Annotated in this window: 27 protein-coding genes; 2 read left to right on the top strand and 25 right to left on the bottom strand. The window is 69.5% G+C overall.

The window, feature by feature from the left end; all coding sequences use genetic code 11:
• Positions 1–149: 149 nt before the first annotated feature.
• A complete protein-coding gene (locus tag GGD88_RS07695) occupies positions 150–2,276 on the top strand; it encodes an SEL1-like repeat protein (RefSeq protein ID WP_184433731.1) in 2,127 nt (708 codons plus the stop codon).
• A gap of 80 nt (positions 2,277–2,356) precedes the next feature.
• Positions 2,357–2,932, top strand: a complete 576-nt coding sequence (locus tag GGD88_RS07700) for a hypothetical protein (RefSeq protein WP_184433734.1) — start codon at positions 2,357–2,359, stop codon at positions 2,930–2,932.
• A gap of 229 nt (positions 2,933–3,161) precedes the next feature.
• Here GGD88_RS07700 and rplQ read toward each other — a convergent pair whose 3' ends face one another.
• The 25 genes from rplQ to rplD form a co-directional block, all read right to left on the bottom strand.
• The gene (gene rplQ, locus GGD88_RS07705) at positions 3,162–3,590 is read right to left on the bottom strand and encodes a 50S ribosomal protein L17 (RefSeq protein WP_184433737.1); all 429 of its coding nucleotides are present in this window, start codon (positions 3,588–3,590) and stop codon (positions 3,162–3,164) included.
• A gap of 150 nt (positions 3,591–3,740) precedes the next feature.
• On the bottom strand, positions 3,741–4,757 hold the full coding sequence (locus tag GGD88_RS07710) for a DNA-directed RNA polymerase subunit alpha (RefSeq protein WP_184433968.1): 1,017 nt from the start codon (positions 4,755–4,757) through the stop codon (positions 3,741–3,743).
• Between the two features lie 367 nt (positions 4,758–5,124).
• Positions 5,125–5,514, bottom strand: a complete 390-nt coding sequence (gene rpsK / locus GGD88_RS07715; protein ID WP_184433740.1) for a 30S ribosomal protein S11 — start codon at positions 5,512–5,514, stop codon at positions 5,125–5,127.
• Positions 5,515–5,691: 177 nt separating this feature from the next.
• Complete coding sequence (gene rpsM / locus GGD88_RS07720; RefSeq protein ID WP_184433743.1) at positions 5,692–6,060, bottom strand: 30S ribosomal protein S13; 369 nt, start codon at positions 6,058–6,060, stop codon at positions 5,692–5,694.
• Between the two features lie 182 nt (positions 6,061–6,242).
• Positions 6,243–6,905, bottom strand: a complete 663-nt coding sequence (locus tag GGD88_RS07725; RefSeq protein ID WP_184433746.1) for an adenylate kinase — start codon at positions 6,903–6,905, stop codon at positions 6,243–6,245.
• Positions 6,902–8,251: a preprotein translocase subunit SecY gene (gene secY, locus GGD88_RS07730; protein WP_184433749.1), complete on the bottom strand. Its 1,350-nt coding sequence runs from the start codon at positions 8,249–8,251 to the stop codon at positions 6,902–6,904. Before secY ends, GGD88_RS07725 begins: the two co-directional genes overlap by 4 nt.
• Before the next feature lie 309 nt (positions 8,252–8,560).
• Entirely contained in the window at positions 8,561–9,064 is a 504-nt protein-coding gene (gene rplO, locus GGD88_RS07735) for a 50S ribosomal protein L15 (protein WP_184433752.1), read from the bottom strand.
• Between the two features lie 59 nt (positions 9,065–9,123).
• Positions 9,124–9,330 carry a 50S ribosomal protein L30 gene (gene rpmD, locus GGD88_RS07740; protein ID WP_184433755.1) on the bottom strand — a complete coding sequence of 69 codons (207 nt, stop codon included), beginning with the start codon at positions 9,328–9,330 and terminating at the stop codon, positions 9,124–9,126.
• 6 nt (positions 9,331–9,336) lie between these two features.
• The gene (gene rpsE, locus GGD88_RS07745) at positions 9,337–9,978 is read right to left on the bottom strand and encodes a 30S ribosomal protein S5 (RefSeq protein ID WP_184433758.1); all 642 of its coding nucleotides are present in this window, start codon (positions 9,976–9,978) and stop codon (positions 9,337–9,339) included.
• A 32-nt stretch (positions 9,979–10,010) separates the two neighbouring features.
• On the bottom strand, positions 10,011–10,373 hold the full coding sequence (rplR, locus tag GGD88_RS07750) for a 50S ribosomal protein L18 (protein WP_184433761.1): 363 nt from the start codon (positions 10,371–10,373) through the stop codon (positions 10,011–10,013).
• 14 nt (positions 10,374–10,387) lie between these two features.
• Positions 10,388–10,921, bottom strand: coding sequence for a 50S ribosomal protein L6 (gene rplF / locus GGD88_RS07755; RefSeq protein WP_184433765.1), 534 nt, complete (start codon positions 10,919–10,921; stop codon positions 10,388–10,390).
• A gap of 17 nt (positions 10,922–10,938) precedes the next feature.
• The gene (gene rpsH / locus GGD88_RS07760; protein ID WP_184433768.1) at positions 10,939–11,337 is read right to left on the bottom strand and encodes a 30S ribosomal protein S8; all 399 of its coding nucleotides are present in this window, start codon (positions 11,335–11,337) and stop codon (positions 10,939–10,941) included.
• A 12-nt stretch (positions 11,338–11,349) separates the two neighbouring features.
• A complete protein-coding gene (gene rpsN, locus GGD88_RS07765; RefSeq protein WP_184433771.1) occupies positions 11,350–11,655 on the bottom strand; it encodes a 30S ribosomal protein S14 in 306 nt (101 codons plus the stop codon).
• Between the two features lie 20 nt (positions 11,656–11,675).
• Positions 11,676–12,218, bottom strand: a complete 543-nt coding sequence (rplE, locus tag GGD88_RS07770; protein WP_184433774.1) for a 50S ribosomal protein L5 — start codon at positions 12,216–12,218, stop codon at positions 11,676–11,678.
• 10 nt (positions 12,219–12,228) lie between these two features.
• Positions 12,229–12,549: a 50S ribosomal protein L24 gene (rplX, locus tag GGD88_RS07775; RefSeq protein WP_343056308.1), complete on the bottom strand. Its 321-nt coding sequence runs from the start codon at positions 12,547–12,549 to the stop codon at positions 12,229–12,231.
• A complete protein-coding gene (gene rplN, locus GGD88_RS07780; RefSeq protein ID WP_184433780.1) occupies positions 12,546–12,914 on the bottom strand; it encodes a 50S ribosomal protein L14 in 369 nt (122 codons plus the stop codon). The genes rplX and rplN overlap by 4 nt, the downstream gene beginning before the upstream one ends.
• 32 nt (positions 12,915–12,946) lie before the next feature.
• The gene (gene rpsQ / locus GGD88_RS07785) at positions 12,947–13,210 is read right to left on the bottom strand and encodes a 30S ribosomal protein S17 (protein WP_184433783.1); all 264 of its coding nucleotides are present in this window, start codon (positions 13,208–13,210) and stop codon (positions 12,947–12,949) included.
• Between the two features lie 14 nt (positions 13,211–13,224).
• Positions 13,225–13,464, bottom strand: a complete 240-nt coding sequence (gene rpmC, locus GGD88_RS07790; RefSeq protein ID WP_184433786.1) for a 50S ribosomal protein L29 — start codon at positions 13,462–13,464, stop codon at positions 13,225–13,227.
• Between the two features lie 6 nt (positions 13,465–13,470).
• Entirely contained in the window at positions 13,471–13,884 is a 414-nt protein-coding gene (gene rplP, locus GGD88_RS07795) for a 50S ribosomal protein L16 (RefSeq protein WP_184433789.1), read from the bottom strand.
• A 52-nt stretch (positions 13,885–13,936) separates the two neighbouring features.
• A complete protein-coding gene (gene rpsC / locus GGD88_RS07800; RefSeq protein ID WP_184433792.1) occupies positions 13,937–14,608 on the bottom strand; it encodes a 30S ribosomal protein S3 in 672 nt (223 codons plus the stop codon).
• Positions 14,608–14,988, bottom strand: a complete 381-nt coding sequence (rplV, locus tag GGD88_RS07805; protein ID WP_184433795.1) for a 50S ribosomal protein L22 — start codon at positions 14,986–14,988, stop codon at positions 14,608–14,610. Before rplV ends, rpsC begins: the two co-directional genes overlap by 1 nt.
• Before the next feature lie 2 nt (positions 14,989–14,990).
• Positions 14,991–15,269, bottom strand: coding sequence for a 30S ribosomal protein S19 (gene rpsS, locus GGD88_RS07810; protein ID WP_184433798.1), 279 nt, complete (start codon positions 15,267–15,269; stop codon positions 14,991–14,993).
• Between the two features lie 11 nt (positions 15,270–15,280).
• Positions 15,281–16,117, bottom strand: a complete 837-nt coding sequence (rplB, locus tag GGD88_RS07815; protein WP_184433802.1) for a 50S ribosomal protein L2 — start codon at positions 16,115–16,117, stop codon at positions 15,281–15,283.
• 4 nt (positions 16,118–16,121) lie between these two features.
• Positions 16,122–16,436, bottom strand: coding sequence for a 50S ribosomal protein L23 (locus GGD88_RS07820; protein ID WP_184433805.1), 315 nt, complete (start codon positions 16,434–16,436; stop codon positions 16,122–16,124).
• Positions 16,433–17,053: a 50S ribosomal protein L4 gene (gene rplD / locus GGD88_RS07825; protein ID WP_184433807.1), complete on the bottom strand. Its 621-nt coding sequence runs from the start codon at positions 17,051–17,053 to the stop codon at positions 16,433–16,435. Before rplD ends, GGD88_RS07820 begins: the two co-directional genes overlap by 4 nt.
• Position 17,054: the final 1 nt, after the last annotated feature.

The following is a 17,054-nucleotide window of genomic DNA, read 5'->3' on the forward strand; positions in this document are numbered from 1 at the left end:
ACACGGTACTTTGCGTGTATACGCTCGGTCAACGCAAGCATTGTTATTGCCTGATGCTCGGCGTCTTCTGCTTCGGTACCGCTGCCCGGATGCGACCCAGACCGTCGGCGCGCGGAGGCCCGCCGGGCCGGGCCGTTCTGCTCGCGGCCGTGCTGTCCCTTCCGGGCCTGCTGGCCGGATGCGGCACCGCGTCGGACGGCTTCCTCGCGCGTGGCGTCGCCGGGCATCACTACATCGAAGGGGCACGGCGCAACCTGGAAGGACAGGTTGAGGCCGCCCGCGACGCCTGGACCCGCGCCGCCGAGGCCGGCCACGCCAAGGCCCAGTTCCAGCTCGCCCACCTGTACGGGTCCGACGTGCTGGGGCCGCGCGACCAGGCCCGGGCGCTGGCCTATGCCCGCCGCGCGGCCAAGGACGGCTTCGCCCCCGCCGCGCACTACGTCGGCATGACGCTGCTGTACGGCTGGGGCGGACTGGACAAGGACCCGGCGGCGGCGGAACCGTTCCTGCGCCGCGCCGTCGACGCCGACATCGACCGCGCTCGCGCCGACCTGGGCACCCTGCTGCTGGACCGCGCCGGCGACGGCCGGGACGCGGCGGCGGCGGCGGACCGCGCCGAGGGTTTGGCGCTGCTGACGGCCGCCGTGGACGCCGGGGAACCGACCGCCGGGCTGCACCTGGGCGAGGCGCTGATGGCCGGCACGCACACGGCCCGCGACCCGGGACGGGCGGCCGACCTGCTGACCGCGGCGGTCGAGGCCGGGGAGTACCGCGCCGCCCTGCCCCTGGCCCGCCTGCACCGGCTGGGCGACGGCGTGCCCGAGAATCCCGCCGCCGCGCTGGCGCTGCTGGATCGGGTCGAGGCCGAGGCCCCCGCCTACGTCCGCGTGCGCCTTGGGCGCGCCCTCCTCGACCCGGACGATCCCTTGCCCCTGGACCCGGCGCGGGCCCGCAGGGTGCTGCAACGGGCCGCCGACGAGGGCCGCGTCTCTGCCCATGTGGTTCTCGGCAAGCTGCTGGCGGAGGGCGCCCCGGGCCTGCCCCCCGACCCGGCCGCGGCCCTGGCCCACCTGCGCACCGCGGCCGAGGCCGGCAACGGCGAGGCCACCCGCTACATGGGGCGCCTGCTCCAGGACCAGGGGCGCGCCGACGACGCCATCCGGTGGTTCCTGGAGGCGGCGGACCGGGGCCACGACCACGCGGCCGTGGAAGCGGCGCGCCTGCTGCTCAAGCGCGGCGATGCGGCGGCGGCGCGTCAGGCGGTGGCGCTGCTGGGCGGGGTGGCGCCGCGCCACACACCGGCGGCGATCCAGCTCGCGCGGGTGGCCCGGGACGGCGTGGACGGGGTGCTGCCGCCGGATCCGGTGATGGCCCGACGCTGGCTCCAGCACGTGCGGGAAACAGGATCCGCCAAGGCGGCGGCGCAGGCCACCAACGACCTCGCCCGGCTGGTGTTGCGTGGCCAGGGCGGCCCGCCCGCGCCGCAGCAGGCGGCGGCGTTGTTCCGGGAGGCGGCGCGCGGCGGCCACGCCTGGGCGGCCCTGGAGTTGGGCCGCCTCTTCGAGGACGGGGCCGGCCCGCTGCCAGCGGATCCGCAGGCGGCCTGGGCCTGGTACACCGAGGCGGCGGCGCGCGGGGTGGCCCAGGCGCACACCGCGTTGGCGCGGATCCTGGTCCGCGACGGACGCGGTCCGGACACCCTGCGCCAGGCGTTCGCCCATTTCGCCAAGGCCGCCGAGGGCGGCCACGACTGGGCGCTGTACGAGGCCGGCAAGGCGGCGGAGCGCGGCGCTGCGGGCCTGCCCGCCGACCCGGCGATGGCCCGCGCCTGGTACGAGCAGGCCGCCGCGCAGGGTGTCGACGCGGCGCCCGGCGCCCTCGCCAGCCTGTACGAGCGCGGCCTGGGCGTGCCCCGCGACGACGGCCGCGCGCTCGCCCTGTACCAGCTCGGCGCCCGGGCCGGCAACGCCTGGGCCACCTACAAGGTCGGCCTCCTGCTGGCGGAGGGGCGCGGCGCCGCCGCCGATCCCATGGCAGCGCGGGCGTGGCTGCACACGGCCGCCGCCGCGGGCGTCGATCAGGCCACCGCCGCCCTGGCGCGCCTGGACGGGAACGGGGACGACACCGGCCGCACGGCCGCCGCCGGGCCGGACGCGGGAACCGCGGGCGACGGCCCCCGGGGCAGCCCCAGCGACGATCACACCGGCACGCCGGGTCCGGAGCCGACGGGTCCCGATCTGCGGATCCCGGTCACCACCCCGCAGCCAGAGTCCTGAGCCTCGCCGCCCCCGAAACCTGGAGTGGCATGATCCGTGCTCCACTCAACGCGCAACCCCACCCGCGCGGAGGATGCGTGATGACACCAGGTCTCGCCTCCCTGATCGCCCGCCCCACCGACGGCAGTTCCGGCGCCGGGGCGGCAAAGGCTGCCGCCCTCAACACCCGGAACGCGGCACAAACGGCCGCCCGGACCGGGGAGACCGGCGGCCCGCCTCGGGAGACACCCCCGGACGGGCGCAGCCAGGCGGCCCAGACGTTCCTCGATCTCATCGACGGCTCCCTTGAGGAGCGCTACTTTGAAATGTTGCTGGCCGCGAAAGGCTATATGCGCGAGCAGTTCGAGGCGCTGCCGCCCGAGAAGAAGCGGGAGGTGGACGACGCGATCCGCCAGGAGATCCGCCAGAAGACCAAGGCCAAGGTCGAGGCCGGGCCCCAGGCCGACCCCACGTCGGCCGGCACCGCCGCGATCCCCGGCGCGCGCCTGGCGCTCGGAACGCTGGCCGCGACCGGTCACGCACCCCCCGACGCGACCGCGGCCGGACCGGTGTGGGACCTCCTGGGGCAGCCGGCCCGCCGCGACGGTGGACCGTTCCGCCCGCCCGGCGACGCCGAGCCGGGCACCGGCCGCCCGTCCCGAACCACGCAGGCGTGAAAAAAGGGGGCCGGCCCGTTGGCCCGCCCCCTTGTTCACCTGTGTCTCGTCTCTGTCTCGTCGGCGTTCTGTCCGACCAGACCGCCGCGACCTAGAGCCGATTGTACGAAATCGGAACCGCAAATGCGGTCCGATTTCGAACGTGACTCGGCTCTACATTGTTGATTTTAGAGCAGAGTACCGTGCCAAAATGGGACCGCGGCGCGATTCCATTTTGGCGCGATCTGCTCTATGCCTCGTCGTCGTCGTCCTGGCCCCGGTTTTCCCAGGTCGGTCCGGCGTCGGTCGCCTTGGCGTCGGGGTCGCGGTCCACCAGTTCAATCACCGCCATCGGCGCCGCGTCGCCGTAGCGGAAACCGGCCTTCAGGACCCGGGTGTAGCCGCCGGGACGGGCCTGGTAGCGCTCGGCCAGGGTGGAGAACAGTTTCGCCACCACCTTCTCATCGCGCAGCTGTGCGAACGCCTGACGGCGGGCGTGTAGATCGCCGCGCTTGCCCAGCGTGATGAGCTTCTCGGCGATGGGCCGCAGTTCCTTGGCCTTGGGCAGGGTGGTCTTGATCTGCTCGTGCTTGAGCAGCGAGGCCGCCATGTTGGCGAACAGCGCCCGGCGGTGGCCGCGGGTGCGGCTGAACTTGCGATGCGCCATGCCGTGTCGCATGGGAGGCTCCTTTCACGTCTGGGCTTCGCGCGCGAAGCGGATCGGGGGACCCGCCACCACCCGGCCGCTCCGAAGAGGCGGCCGCGATGCCATGGCGGGCGGGGCCCGGGACGGGCCGGTGCGGGGCCGTTGGCCTCGGCCCCGCGGGGATCAGTACGGCTCTTCGAGTTTCTTGGCCAGGTCCTCGATGTTCTCCGGCGGCCAGTTCGGAATCTCCATGCCCAGATGCAAGCCCATCTGGGACAGGACCTCCTTGATCTCGTTGAGCGACTTGCGGCCGAAGTTCGGGGTGCGCAGCATCTCGGCCTCGGTCTTCTGGACCAGATCGCCGATGTAGATGATGTTGTCGTTCTTCAGGCAGTTGGCCGAGCGCACCGACAGCTCCAGTTCGTCCACCTTGCGCAGCAGGTTCTTGTTGAACGGCAGCTCCTCGTCCTCGCGCTCGGTCGGGGCGTGCTGCGGCTCCTCGAAGTTGATGAAGAGCTGAAGCTGGTCCTGAAGAATGCGGGCCGCCAGCGCCACGGCGTCGTCGGGCGTGATCGAGCCGTCGGTCTCCACCTGCATGGAGAGCTTGTCGAAGTCCGTCACCTGACCGACGCGGGTGTTCTCCACCTTGTACGAGACGCGGCGCACGGGGCTGAAGATGGCGTCGATCGGAATCAGGCCGATGGGCGCATCCTCCGGCCGGTTCATCGGACCCGGGACATAGCCCTTGCCGGTGTTGACCGTCAGCTCCATCGACAGCGTGGCGCCCTCGTCCAGGTGGCACAGCACCAGCTCGCCGTTCATGATCTCGATGTCGGCGCTGGTCTCGATCTGGCCGGCGGTGACCGGCCCGGGGCCGGTGGCCTTCAGGATCATGCGTCGCGGTCCCTCGACGTGCATGCGCACGGCGATGGACTTGACGTTGAGGATCACATCGGTGACATCCTCACGCACGCCCGGGATCGACGAGAACTCGTGCAGCACACCCTCGATCTGGATCGCGGTCACCGCCGCGCCCTGGAGCGACGACAGCAGCACGCGGCGCAGCGCATTGCCCAGGGTGATGCCGAAACCGCGCTCCAGGGGCTCGGCCACCACCGTGGCCAGGCGGCGCGGATCGGCGCCCGGCTGGACATTGAGCTTGTTGGGCTTGATGAGCTCCTGCCAGTTTTTCTGGATCAGCGACATGGCGGTTTCCTGCGGCCGGGGTTGGCGGGGTCGGCTCCGCGCCGTTCTTCGGCGGCGGCGGGGGGCTGGCGCGGCGGTTCGCCAGCCCGGTCCCGAACCGGAACCCGCTGGCCAGGGTGGCGGTGCCGTCGGACACCGGGACCCTGGACCGGGGACATGTTTCGCGGCGGGGGGACGCGGCGGCCCTCACCGGAGGGCCGGGGGCATGGGGCGGCGGACCGACCACCGCGACCGGGCGCCGCCCCTGCGCACGCACGACGGCGCCGGTCGGCGCGGCCCGGACGTCCCACAGCCCCCCGAACACGGTCGGTGGCGGGGACGACGCGGGGCCGCGCGCCCCGGCGCGCGCCCCTGATCCGCGTTACACGCGCCGGCGCTTGCGCGGCCGGCACCCGTTGTGCGGAATCGGTGTAACATCGCGGATGGCGGACACCGTGAAGCCGACGGCCTGAAGCGCACGCAGGGCCGATTCACGGCCCGAACCCGGCCCCTTCACCTGCACCTCCAGGGTCTTCATGCCGTGCTCCTGGGCCTTGCGGCCGGCGTCCTCGGCCGCCACCTGCGCCGCGTACGGCGTGGACTTGCGCGAGCCCTTGAAGCCCTGCGAACCCGACGAAGACCAGGAAATGGCGTTGCCCTGGACGTCGGTGATGGTGATCTTGGTGTTGTTGAAGCTGGCGTTGACGTGCGCGATGCCGGAGGTGATGTTCTTCCGCTCGCGACGCTTGGGCCTCGCTGCTGGTTTGGCCATGGACTTGTCCTGTCTCGGCTGCGTCGTGATAGGGGCGTGATCGGGAGAGGCGCCATCGCCCGGGCACGGCGAGCGCCGCGTCCGGGCCAGGGTCGCCAGGGTCGGCGCGGGTCGCAGGCCCGGCGCCGCCCACCGGCTCCGAGGCCGGCGGGCGCGGACCGACCGGGCGGACGCCTGCTATTTCTTCTTGCCGGCGATCGGCTTGGCCGGCCCCTTGCGGGTCCGGGCGTTGGTGTGCGTCCGCTGACCGCGCACCGGCAGGCCCTTGCGGTGACGCAGGCCGCGGTAGCAGCCCAGGTCCATCAGCCGCTTGATGTTCATCGCCGTTTCGCGCCGCAGATCGCCCTCGACCTTGTAGTCGTTGTCGATCAGCTCGCGGATGCGCTGAATCTCGTCTTCGCCCAGATCATTGACCCGGCGCCCCCAGTCCACACCGACCTGCGAACAGATCTGGCTGGCCTTGGTCCGCCCGATCCCGTAGACGTAGGTGAGCGCGACGCCCACCGGCTTTCCGCTCGGGACATTCACACCAGCGATTCGTGCCAAAACCCGCTCTCCTCAACCCAACAAACGAATGCTCGGCCCGTCACATCATGGGAGGGGCCGAATACAGCACAGACTGTCCTGGGGCGACGGCGACCGCCAAGGGCGCGGATTATAGGAACCCGCCGCCCCCTGTCAACCGCTGAGTCGCCACCGGTTTCGATTTCCCCGCCGCGGGGCAGGGCTCAGGCCACCCCCACCACGCGCTCCATATCGGCGGTGACCGCATCCATATCCTGGGTGCCATCCACCACGCGCAGCAAGTCCCGCGCCTCATAGAATGGCTTCAGGGGCTCGGTCTGCTCGTGATAGGCGGCCAGCCGGCCCTTCACCGTCTCGGGATTGTCGTCCGACCGGCGCGTGAACTCGGTGTGGCCACAGTAGTCGCACTTGCCCTGGACCTCGGGCTGATGGAACGTGTCGTGGTAGTTGGCGCCGCAGTGGGCGCAGAAGAACCGCCCCGTCAGCCGCTCCAGCAGCCGCTCGTCCGGCACCCGCAACTCGATCACGGCGTCCAGCGGCGTGCCCTTGTCCCGCAGCAACGCCTCCAGCGCCTCGGCCTGGCCCACCGTGCGCGGCACGCCGTCCAGGATGAAGCCGTTGGCGCAGTCGGGCTGATCCAGCCGCTCCGAGATCACGCCCATGATCTCGTCGTCCGACACCAGCCGCCCCTCGTCGAGGATCGCCTTGACGCGCTGCCCGAGCGGCGTACCGTCGGCGATCGCCTTGCGCAGGATGTCCCCGGTGGAGAGCTGAGGCCAGCCGTGTTTTTCTTCCAAACGCTTCGCCTGGGTTCCCTTGCCACCGCCCGGCGGGCCCAGAAGGACGATCCGACGCGCCTCGCTCATCCCCGTCTTCCCCTCAGCTTCGATTTCTTGATCAGGCCCTCGTACTGATGGGCCAACAGATGGCTCTGGACCTGGGCCACGGTGTCCATGGTGACCGTGACCACAATCAGGAGGCTGGTGCCGCCGAAGTAGAACGGCACGCCGACCTCGGCGATCAGATACTCCGGCATGACGGAGATGGCGACCAGGTACAGCGCGCCGACCGCCGTCAGCCGCGTCAACACGTAGTCGAGATACTCCGCCGTGTTCTTGCCCGGCCGGATGCCCGGCACGAACCCACCGTACTTCTTCAGGTTCTCCGCCGTGTCCTCGGGGTTGAACACAACCGCAGTGTAGAAGAAGGCGAAGAAGATGATGAGGGCCGAGTAGAGCGCCAGATAGAGCGGCTGCCCGTGACCCAACAGCGCGGTGATGCCGGTCAGCCACTCCGGCCCGCCCTGGCCGCCGCCGCTGAACCCGGCCACCGTCATCGGCAGCAGCAGCAGCGAGCTGGCGAAGATCGGCGGAATCACGCCCGGCGTATTGATCTTCAGCGGCAGATGCGTGCTCTCGCCACCGAACATCTTGTTGCCGCGTTGGCGCTTTGGATATTGCACCAGGATGCGCCGCTGCGCCCGCTCGATGAACACGATGAAGGCGATCACCGCCACCGCCAGAACCAGCAGGCCGACGATGATGACCGGCGACAGCGCCCCGGTGCGGCCCAACTCCAGGGTACTCGCCAACGCCACGGGCAGGTTGGCCACGATGCCGGCGAAGATGATGAGCGAGATGCCGTTGCCCACACCGCGGGCGGTGATCTGTTCGCCCAGCCACATCAGGAACAGCGTGCCCCCCACCAGGGTGACCACCGTCGTGAAGCGGAAGAACCACCCCGGGTCGATGACGGCGCTGGAGCCACCCGCGCTCATGCCCTCCAGGCCGACCGCGATGCCGTAGGCCTGCAAGGTGGTGATGAACACCGTGAGGTAGCGGGTGTACTGGTTGATCTTCTTGCGGCCGGTCTCGCCCTCTTTCTTGAGCTGCTCCATCGTCGGGCTGATGGAGGTCATGAGCTGCATGATGATGGCGGCCGAAATGTACGGCATGATGTTCAGGGCAAAGATCGTCATGCGCGACAGCGCACCCCCGGCGAACATGTCGAACATGCCGAGGATGCCGCCCTGCTGCTGGGCGAAAATCGCCTCCAGCGCCACCGGGTCGATGCCCGGCAGGGGAATGTAGGTCCCCAGGCGATAAACGATGAGCGCACCCAGCGTGAACCAGATGCGCTTCTTGAGTTCGGTGGCCTTGGCGAGGACGCCGAAGTTGAGATTGGCGGCAAGCTGTTCGGCGGCGGACGCCATGCTCTACTCCCAAATCCGCGGACGGCCGGCCCCGGTGGTCGGCCCCGACCGTCCCTTCCGTGTGCGGCTTCGTGCGCGGCGCGGCCGGCGGCCGCTGCGGCCCCCGGCGCCGCCGGTGCGCGACTGCGCCCCCCGCTGCGACGACGAGGCGTCACGGCCTGTCCGTCCGTCCGACCAGCAGCCCGCGATTACACCCAGTTCGGGCGTCAGACGCAACCCCTGGGAGGATCGGGTCAACACCGACCACGCGGCCACCCGACCCTCCGAGGGGCAGCGTCGCCCCGCCGCGGCGGGGCGACGGCCCGTCGGTCAGGCCGACTCGGACCCCGACTCCGGAGCCGCCGCCGGGCCCAGCCCGGTCACGGTGACGGTCCCGCCCTGGGCCTCGACCGCCGCGCGTGCCCCGGCCGACGCCCCGGTCACCGTGATGGTGACGGCGCTGGTCAGGGTGCCGGTGCCGAGCAGGCGCACACCGTCCCGGATACGGCCGACCAGGCCGGCCTCGACCAGCCTGGCCTCGTCGATGGGCTGGCTGGCGTCGAGCCGGCCGGCGTCGATGGCCTTCTGGAGCCGGCCCAGGTTCACCTCGGCGAAGTGCTTGGCGAACTTCGCGTTGGTGAAGCCGCGCTTCGGCAGGCGCCGGTAGAGCGGCATCTGGCCGCCCTCGAAGCCCTTGATCGACACGCCGGTGCGCGACTTCTGGCCCTTCTGGCCCTTGCCCGACGTCTTGCCGGTGCCCGAGCCGATGCCGCGACCGATCCGCTTGCGCGCCTTGGTCGCGCCCGCGTTGTCGCGCAGTTCGTTGAGTTTCATGATCGGAACATCCCTCTCGCAAACGGTCGCGCGCGCCGGACAGCGGCGAGCCGGGCCGCTCAGGCCGGCTCCACCGTCACCAGGTGCGCGACCTTGCGGATCATGCCGCGCACCGCCGGCGTATCCTGGATCACACGGGACCGGTGCATCTTGTTGAGGCCCAGGCCGACGAGCGTGGCCCGCTGGTCCGCCGTGCGGCCGATCGGGCTGCCCACCTGGGTCACCTTCAGGCGGCCGCCCTCGGCCGCGTTCGCGTCAGTGGCCATGCTCGCCTACTCCCTGCCCGCGCCGGCCGCGGCGGCCTCCTGGGCCGGCGCCTGGGTCGCGCTGCCCGGCGCGCCGTCCCGCCGCCCGATGATGTCGCCCACCTTCTTGCCGCGCCGCGCCGCGACCTGGCGCGGCGAGAACGAGTTCTGCAGCGCGTCGAACGTGGCCTTGACCATGTTGTACGGGTTGGTCGTGCCGTTGCACTTGCCGACCACGTCCTGCACGCCCATGGTCTCGAACACCGCGCGCATCGGGCCGCCGGCGATGATGCCGGTCCCGGCCGGCGCCGCGCGCAGGGTCACCCGGCCGGCGCCGAAGTGGCCCTTGATGTCGTGATGCAGGGTGCGGCCCTCGCGCAGCGGCACCCGGATCATGGTGCGCTTGGCCTGCTCGGTGGCCTTGCGGATGGCCTCCGGCACCTCGCGGGCCTTGCCGGTGCCGAAGCCGACGCGGCCCTTGCCGTCGCCCACCACGACCAGGGCGGCGAAGGCGAAGCGCCGGCCGCCCTTGACCACCTTGGCGACGCGGTTGATGTGGACCAGCTTGTCCTTGAACTCGTCGTCGCGCTCGTCGCGGCGATCGCCGCCGCGCGACCGGCCCCGGTCCCGATCGCCGCCACCGCCCCGTTCGTTGGGATTGCGTGCCATATCTCGTCTACCTTCCCTCGAACCTTCGGTGTTCAGAACTGGAGGCCGCCCTCGCGGGCGGCATCGGCCAGAGCCTTCACCCGCCCGTGATAGATGTAGCCGCCGCGGTCGAAGACCACCGCGCCCACACCCTGGGCCACGGCCCGCTCGGCCACCAGCTTGCCGACCGCCGCGGCCGCGGCCGTGTCGGCCCCGGTCTTGAGCGTGGCGCGCAGGTCCTTGTCCAGCGTCGACGCGGCGGCGACGGTGCGCCCCGCCACGTCGTCGATCACCTGGGCGTAGATGTGCTTCGAGGACCGGAACACCGACAAGCGGGGACGGCCTCGGGCCTTCTTGCGGAGCGCGTAGCGGACCCGGCCGCGGCGACGCTCGAACAGCTGCTTCGCTGACGTCATACCCGTATCCCCGCCTACTTCTTCTTGCCTTCCTTGCGCAGGATGCGCTCGTCCGCGTACTTCACGCCCTTGCCCTTGTAGGGCTCGGGCGGCCGGAAGCCGCGCAACTCGGAAGCGACCTGCCCGACCCGCTGCTTGGAGGCGCCGGAGATCTCCACCTGGGTGGGGGCCGGCGCGACGATCTTCAGATCGTCCGGGATCGGATACGTGATGTCGTGGCTGTAGCCCAGCGACAGCACCAGGGTCTGGCCCTGCACCTGCGCCTTGTAGCCGACGCCGACCAGTTCGAGCTTCTTGGTGAAGCCCTCGCCGACGCCCTTGACCACGTTGTTGAGCTGCGCCCGGGTGGTGCCCCAGTGCATGCGCGCCTGCTTGTGCGTCGCCTTCGGACGGACCCAGATCTGGTTGTCTTCCAGGCTGGTCTCGACCTCGTCGGAGCACCGGTAGGTCATCTCGCCGAGCTTGCCCTTGGCCGTCACCACATTGTCCTCGATGGTGACGGTGACGCCGCTGGGGACGTCGACGGGGTATTTTCCGACACGTGACATGGTTTCGTCCCCCTCGCCTAAAACACCTTGCAGAGGACTTCGCCACCCACGTTCGCCGCACGCGCCTCGGCGTCGCTCATGACGCCGCGCGGCGTGGACAGGATGGAAATCCCCAGGCCGTTGTAGACCTTGGGCAGGTCCTTGATCTTCGAGTAGACGCGCCGGCCGGGCCGGGAGACGCGGGCGATGGTGCGGATCGCGGGGGCGCCCTCGTGGTACTTCAACTCGACCACCAGTTCGTCCACGCCCTTGCGCACGTTCGCCCACGAATAGCCGCGGATAAAGCCTTCACGCTGCAGCACGTCCAGCACGTTCGCCCGCAACTTGGACGCCGGCGCCTTGATCACCGCCTTGCGGGCCTGCTGGCCGTTGCGGATACGGGTGAGCATGTCACCCAAGGGATCACTCAGAGCCATGGGCCACCTTCCTCACCAACTCGACTTGACCATGCCGGGGATCTGGCCCGTGGAGGCCAGGTCACGCAGCACCACGCGGCCCAGGCGGAACTTCCGGTAGACCGAATGCGGCCGGCCGGTCAGATCGCAGCGGTTCTTCACACGCACCGGGGACGAGTTGCGGGGCATCTTGGCCAGCTTCATGACCGCGTCGAACCGCTCCTCGGGGGAGACGTCCCGGTTCTTGACGACGGCCTTCAATTCCGCGCGCTTGGCGGCCCGCGTCTTGGCCATGCGGACGCGCTTCTTGTTGCGCTCGACGGCACTCACTTTCGCCATGGGTTCGTTTCTCCAAGCGCCTAGTTCTGGAAGGGCATGTTGAACCCTTCCAGAAGGGTCCGTGCCTCGTCGTTCGTCTTGGCCGTGGTGCAGATCGTAATGTTCATGCCCCGCATCTTGTCGACCTGGTCGTAGTTGATCTCGGGGAAGATGATCTGCTCCTTGACGCCCATGTTGTAGTTCCCGGCGCCGTCGAAGCCGCTGGCCGGCACGCCGCGGAAGTCGCGCACGCGCGGCAGGGCGATGTTCACCAGGCGGTCCAGGAACTCGTACATGCGCTCGCGCCGCAGGGTGACCTTGCACCCCACCACCATGCCGTCGCGCAGCTTGAACTGGGCGATCGACTTCTTGGCGCGGGTGATGATCGGCTTCTGGCCGGCGATCGCGGTCAGGTCCTTGACCGCGCCCTCGATGAGCTTGCGGTCCTGGGCCGCCTCGCCGACGCCCATGTTGATGACGATCTTGTCGAGCCGCGGGACTTCCAGCGGGTTCTTGTACCCGTGCTTGTCCTTCAGGGTGTCGCGGACGACGGTGTTGTAGTGTTCATGCAGCCGTGCGGTCATCGGGGCCTCCTCAGACGTCGATGACTTCGCCGGAGCGCTTGGCGAAGCGCACCTTGCGGCCATCCTCGAGAACCTTGAACCCCACCCGCGTCGGCTGGTTGTCCTTCGGATCCTCGTGCATCACGTTGGAGACGTGGATCGGAGCCTCCTTTTCGATGATGCCGCCCTGGGCGGTCTGGGTCTGGCGCTGGTGGCGCTTGACCTTGTTGACCCCCTGCACGATCACGCGGTCCTCCCGCGGCATCGCCTTCAGCACTTCGCCGTGGCGGCCCTTGTCGCGGCCGCTGACCACGACGACCTTGTCGCCCTTGCGGATTCGCGCGGCCATCACAGCACCTCCGGCGCCAGCGAGATGATCTTCATGAACTTCTTGGCGCGCAGCTCGCGCGTCACCGGACCGAAGATCCGGGTGCCGATGGGCTCGTTCTGCTTGTTCAGCAGCACGGCCGCATTGCCGTCGAAGCGGATCACCGAGCCGTCGGGGCGGCGGATCTCCTTTGCCGTGCGCACGATCACCGCCCGGTGCACGTCGCCCTTCTTGACGCGGCCGCGCGGGATGGCCTCCTTGACCGAGACCACGATGACGTCGCCCACGCCCGCCGTCATGCGCTTCGAGCCGCCCAGGACCTTCACGCACATGACCCGCCGGGCGCCGGAATTGTCGGCGACATCCAGGTTGGTCTGCATCTGGATCATGATGACTATTCCCTAAGAGTACCCGCGACTGGTCACGCGCCCACCGGCGCGTCCTGGTCCGCGGTGGAGTCGAGAACGACTTCCCAGGTCTTGCGCTTCGAAATGGGAGCGCACTCACGGATTCGCACGATATCGCCCACCTTACACTGGTTGGCCTCGTCATGCGCGGCGAACTTTTTCGAACGCCGGATGAACTTCTTGTAGACGGGGTGCTTGAAGCGACGTTCCACGCTCACGACCACGGTCTTGTCGTTCTTGTCGCTGACGACCACCCCCTGAAGGATACGCCTCGGCATCGGTCCTGCTCTCCTTACGACGTGGCGCCGGCGGCGGCCGCCTGGGCGGCCTGGGCCTTCTCGGCCTGGATGGTCTTGATGCGCGCAACCGTGCGGCGCACCTCCCTCACCCGGGCGGTGTTGGCGAGCTGACCGGAGGCGGCCTGGAAGCGCAGATTGAACTGCTCCTTCTTCAGCTCGATCAACTTGTCCCGGAGCTGATCCGGGCTCATCTGGCGCAGATCCTCCGCGCCGGTATCCTTGCCCTTCGCCATCGCTCCTTACTCCCCGATGCGGGCCACGAACTTGGTCTTGATCGGCAGCTTGGCCGACGCCAGCTCGAACGCGCGGCGCGCGACCTCTTCCGAGACGCCGTCCAGCTCGAACATGACACGGCCGGGCTTGACCTTGGCCACCCAGTACTCCGGCGAGCCCTTGCCGGATCCCATGCGGACCTCGGCCGGCTTCTTGGAGACCGCCACGTCCGGGAAAATCCGGATCCAGAGCCGCCCCTGGCGCTTCATGTAGCGCGTGATGGACCGGCGGGCGGCCTCGATCTGGCGCGCCGTGATGCGCTCGGGCTCCACCGCCTTGAGGCCATAGGCGCCGAAGTTGAGCGCGCTACCGCCCTTCGCCTCGCCCTTGATGCGGCCCTTGTGAAACTTGCGAAACTTAGTGCGTTTCGGACTCAGCATTGTCTTTCCGCTCCTTCAGCCCGGCACGGACCGTCGCGCGACCCCCGGGGGGTCAGCGCGGCGTGTCGCCGCGGCGCCGGTCCTGGGCCATGGGATCGTGCTCCAGGATCTCGCCCTTGAAGATCCACACCTTGACGCCGCAGCTGCCGTAGGTGGTCTTGCCCGTGGCGGTGCCGTAGTCCACGTCGGCGCGCAGCGTGTGCAGCGGCACCCGGCCCTCGCGGTACCATTCGGTGCGCGCGATCTCGGCACCGCCCAGGCGGCCGGCGCAGTTGATCCGGATGCCCTGGGCGCCCAGACGCATGGCGTTCTGCACCGCGCGCTTCATGGCGCGGCGGAAGGCAACGCGGCGCTCGAGCTGCTGGGCGATGTTCTCGGCGACGAGCTGTGCGTCCAGTTCCGGCTTGCGGATCTCGACGATGTTCAGGTGAACCTCGTTGCCGGTCATCTTCTGCAGATGCTGGCGCAGCTTCTCGATGTCCTGACCCTTCTTGCCGATCACCACGCCCGGCCGCGCCGTGTGGATGGTGATGCGGGCCTTCTTGGCCGGCCGCTCGATGACGATGCGCGACACCCCGGCCTGCGCCAGGCGCTTCTTGAGGTACTGGCGGATCATCAGGTCCTCGTGGAGGAGATCCGCATAGTCGTGGTCGGCGTACCAGCGCGAGTCCCAGGTGCGGTTGATGCCCAGCCGCAGACCGACCGGATTGACTTTCTGTCCCATTACGCCAACTCCTCGCGCTCACGCACCACGATCGTCAGGTTCGCCCAGGGCTTCAGGATCTTGCCGACCCGGCCGCGGGCGCGGGCGCGCCACCGCTTCATGACCAGCGACTTGCCGACGTAGGCCTCGGTCACCACGAGCTGATCGACGTCGAGCTGGTGATTGTTCTCGGCGTTGGCGATGGCGGACTCCAGCACCTTGCGCACCTCGACGGCGATGCGCCGGTTCGAGAAGGCCAGCTCCGACAGCGCGCGCTCCACCGGCATGCCGCGGATCGACGCGGCCACCAGGTTCAGCTTGCGCGGGCTGGTGCGGATCATGCGGGAGACCGCCCGGGCCTCGGTATCGTCGAGGCGACGTTCCGCAGACGTCTTGCCCATGGTTATCTCCTCTTCGCCTTCTTGTCGGCGGCGTGGCCGTAGTAGGTGCGCGTGGGCGAGAACTCGCCGAACTTGTGCCCGACCATGTTCTCGGTCACCAGCACCGGCACGAACTTATGCCCGTTGTAGACCCCGAAGGTGAGGCCCACGAACTGCGGCAGGATGGTCGAACGCCGCGACCAGGTCTTGATCACTTCATTGCGGCCGGAGGCGCGCGCCGCCTCGGCTTTCTTGAGAAGGTAGCCGTCGATGAACGGACCTTTCCAAACGGAACGAGCCACGAGCGGCCTCCTTACTTCTTCTTCGCCTGGTGGCGGCTGCGCATAATCAGGCGGTCGGTCTTCTTGTTCGACCGCGTGCGCTTGCCCTTGGTCGGCTTGCCCCACGGCGTGACCGGGTGGCGGCCGCCGGAGGTGCGGCCCTCGCCGCCGCCGTGCGGATGGTCGACCGGGTTCATGACCACGCCGCGCACGTGCGGGCGCTTGCCCATCCAGCGCTTGCGACCGGCCTTGCCGAGCTTCTCGTTCGCGTTGTCGGGGTTCGACACCGCGCCCACGGTCGCCATGCATTCGCCGCGCACCATGCGCAGTTCGCCCGACGACAGCCGGAGCTGGGCGTAGCCCTGGTCCTTGCCGATGAGCTGGGCATAGCAGCCGGCCGAGCGCGCCATCTGACCGCCCTTGCCGGGCTTCAGCTCGACATTGTGCACGATCGTGCCGACCGGCATGCCCTTCAGCGGCATGGCGTTGCCCGGCTTGATGTCGGCGCGCTCGTCGGCGATCACGGTGTCGCCCACGCCCAGGCGCTGCGGCGCCAGGATGTAGGACAGCTCGCCGTCCTCGTAGCGCACCAGGGCGATGAACGCGGTGCGGTTGGGGTCGTACTCCATCCGCTCGACCGTCGCCGGCATGCCCATCTTGCGCCGCTTGAAGTCGACCATGCGGTAGCGCCGCTTATGACCGCCGCCGCGCTGCCAGGCCGTGGTGCGACCCTGGTTGTTGCGGCCGCCGGTCTTGGTCAGGCCCTGCGTCAGGCCCTTGACGGGCTTGCCCTTGTGCAGCCCGCCGCGGTCGACCAGCACCAGGTTCCGCATCCCCGGCGTGACCGGGTTGAACTGTTTCAGTGCCATCGGATCAGACCCCCGTGCCGACGTCGATGGAATGGCCCTCGGCCAGGGTCACGATCGCCTTCTTGACGTCGGACCGCTTGCCGATGGTGCCCCGGAACCGCTTCACCTTGCCCTTTTGGATCAGGGTGTTGACGGCCGTCACCTTGACGTTGAACACGCCTTCCACCGCCTGCTTGATCTCCGGCTTGGAGGCGTTTAGCGGCACCTTGAAGGTGAACTGATTGTACTGGGACCCCATGGTCGCCTTTTCGGTGATCACGGGGGCGCGGATGATGTCGTACATCCGCTCCTTGTCGAGGGTCGCCACCGGCTTGCTCATTTCAGGCGCTCCTGCAGGTGGGCCACGGCGTCCTTGGTCAGCACCAGCGTGTCGCGGCGCAGGATGTCGCGCACGTTCGCGCCCTGCTGCGGCAGCACATCAAGGCCGACGATGTTACGGGCCGCGCGGGCGAAGCCCTCGTTCACCGCCGGGCCGTCGATGACCAGCGCACTGGTCCAGCCCAGGGCCGCCAGGCGGGCCGCCAGGTCCTTGGTCTTGCCGGTCTCGGACGTGGCCGCGTCCAGCACCACCAGCTTGTTGTCCGCCAGCTTGGCCGACAGCGCCGTCTTCAGGCCCAGCTTGCGGACCTTCTTGGGCAGGTCGTGGGCGTGCGAGCGCACCACCGGGCCGAACACCGTCTGGCCGCCCCGGAACTGGGTGGCGCGGCGCGAGCCCTGGCGCGCCCGGCCGGTGCCCTTCTGCTTGAAGGGCTTGGCCGTGGTGCCGCTGATCTCGCTGATGCCCTTGGTCTTGTGCGTGCCGGCCTGGCGCCGGGCCAACTGCCAGCGCACGACCCGGTGCAGGATGTCGGGGCGCACCGCGACGCCGAAGACGGCCTCGTCCAGATCGACGCTGCCGGCCGCCTCGTTGTCCAGCGTGATGACGTCGTGCTTCATG

This window comes from Roseospira goensis, assembly GCF_014197795.1.
Taxonomy (GTDB): domain Bacteria; phylum Pseudomonadota; class Alphaproteobacteria; order Rhodospirillales; family Rhodospirillaceae; genus Rhodospira; species Rhodospira goensis.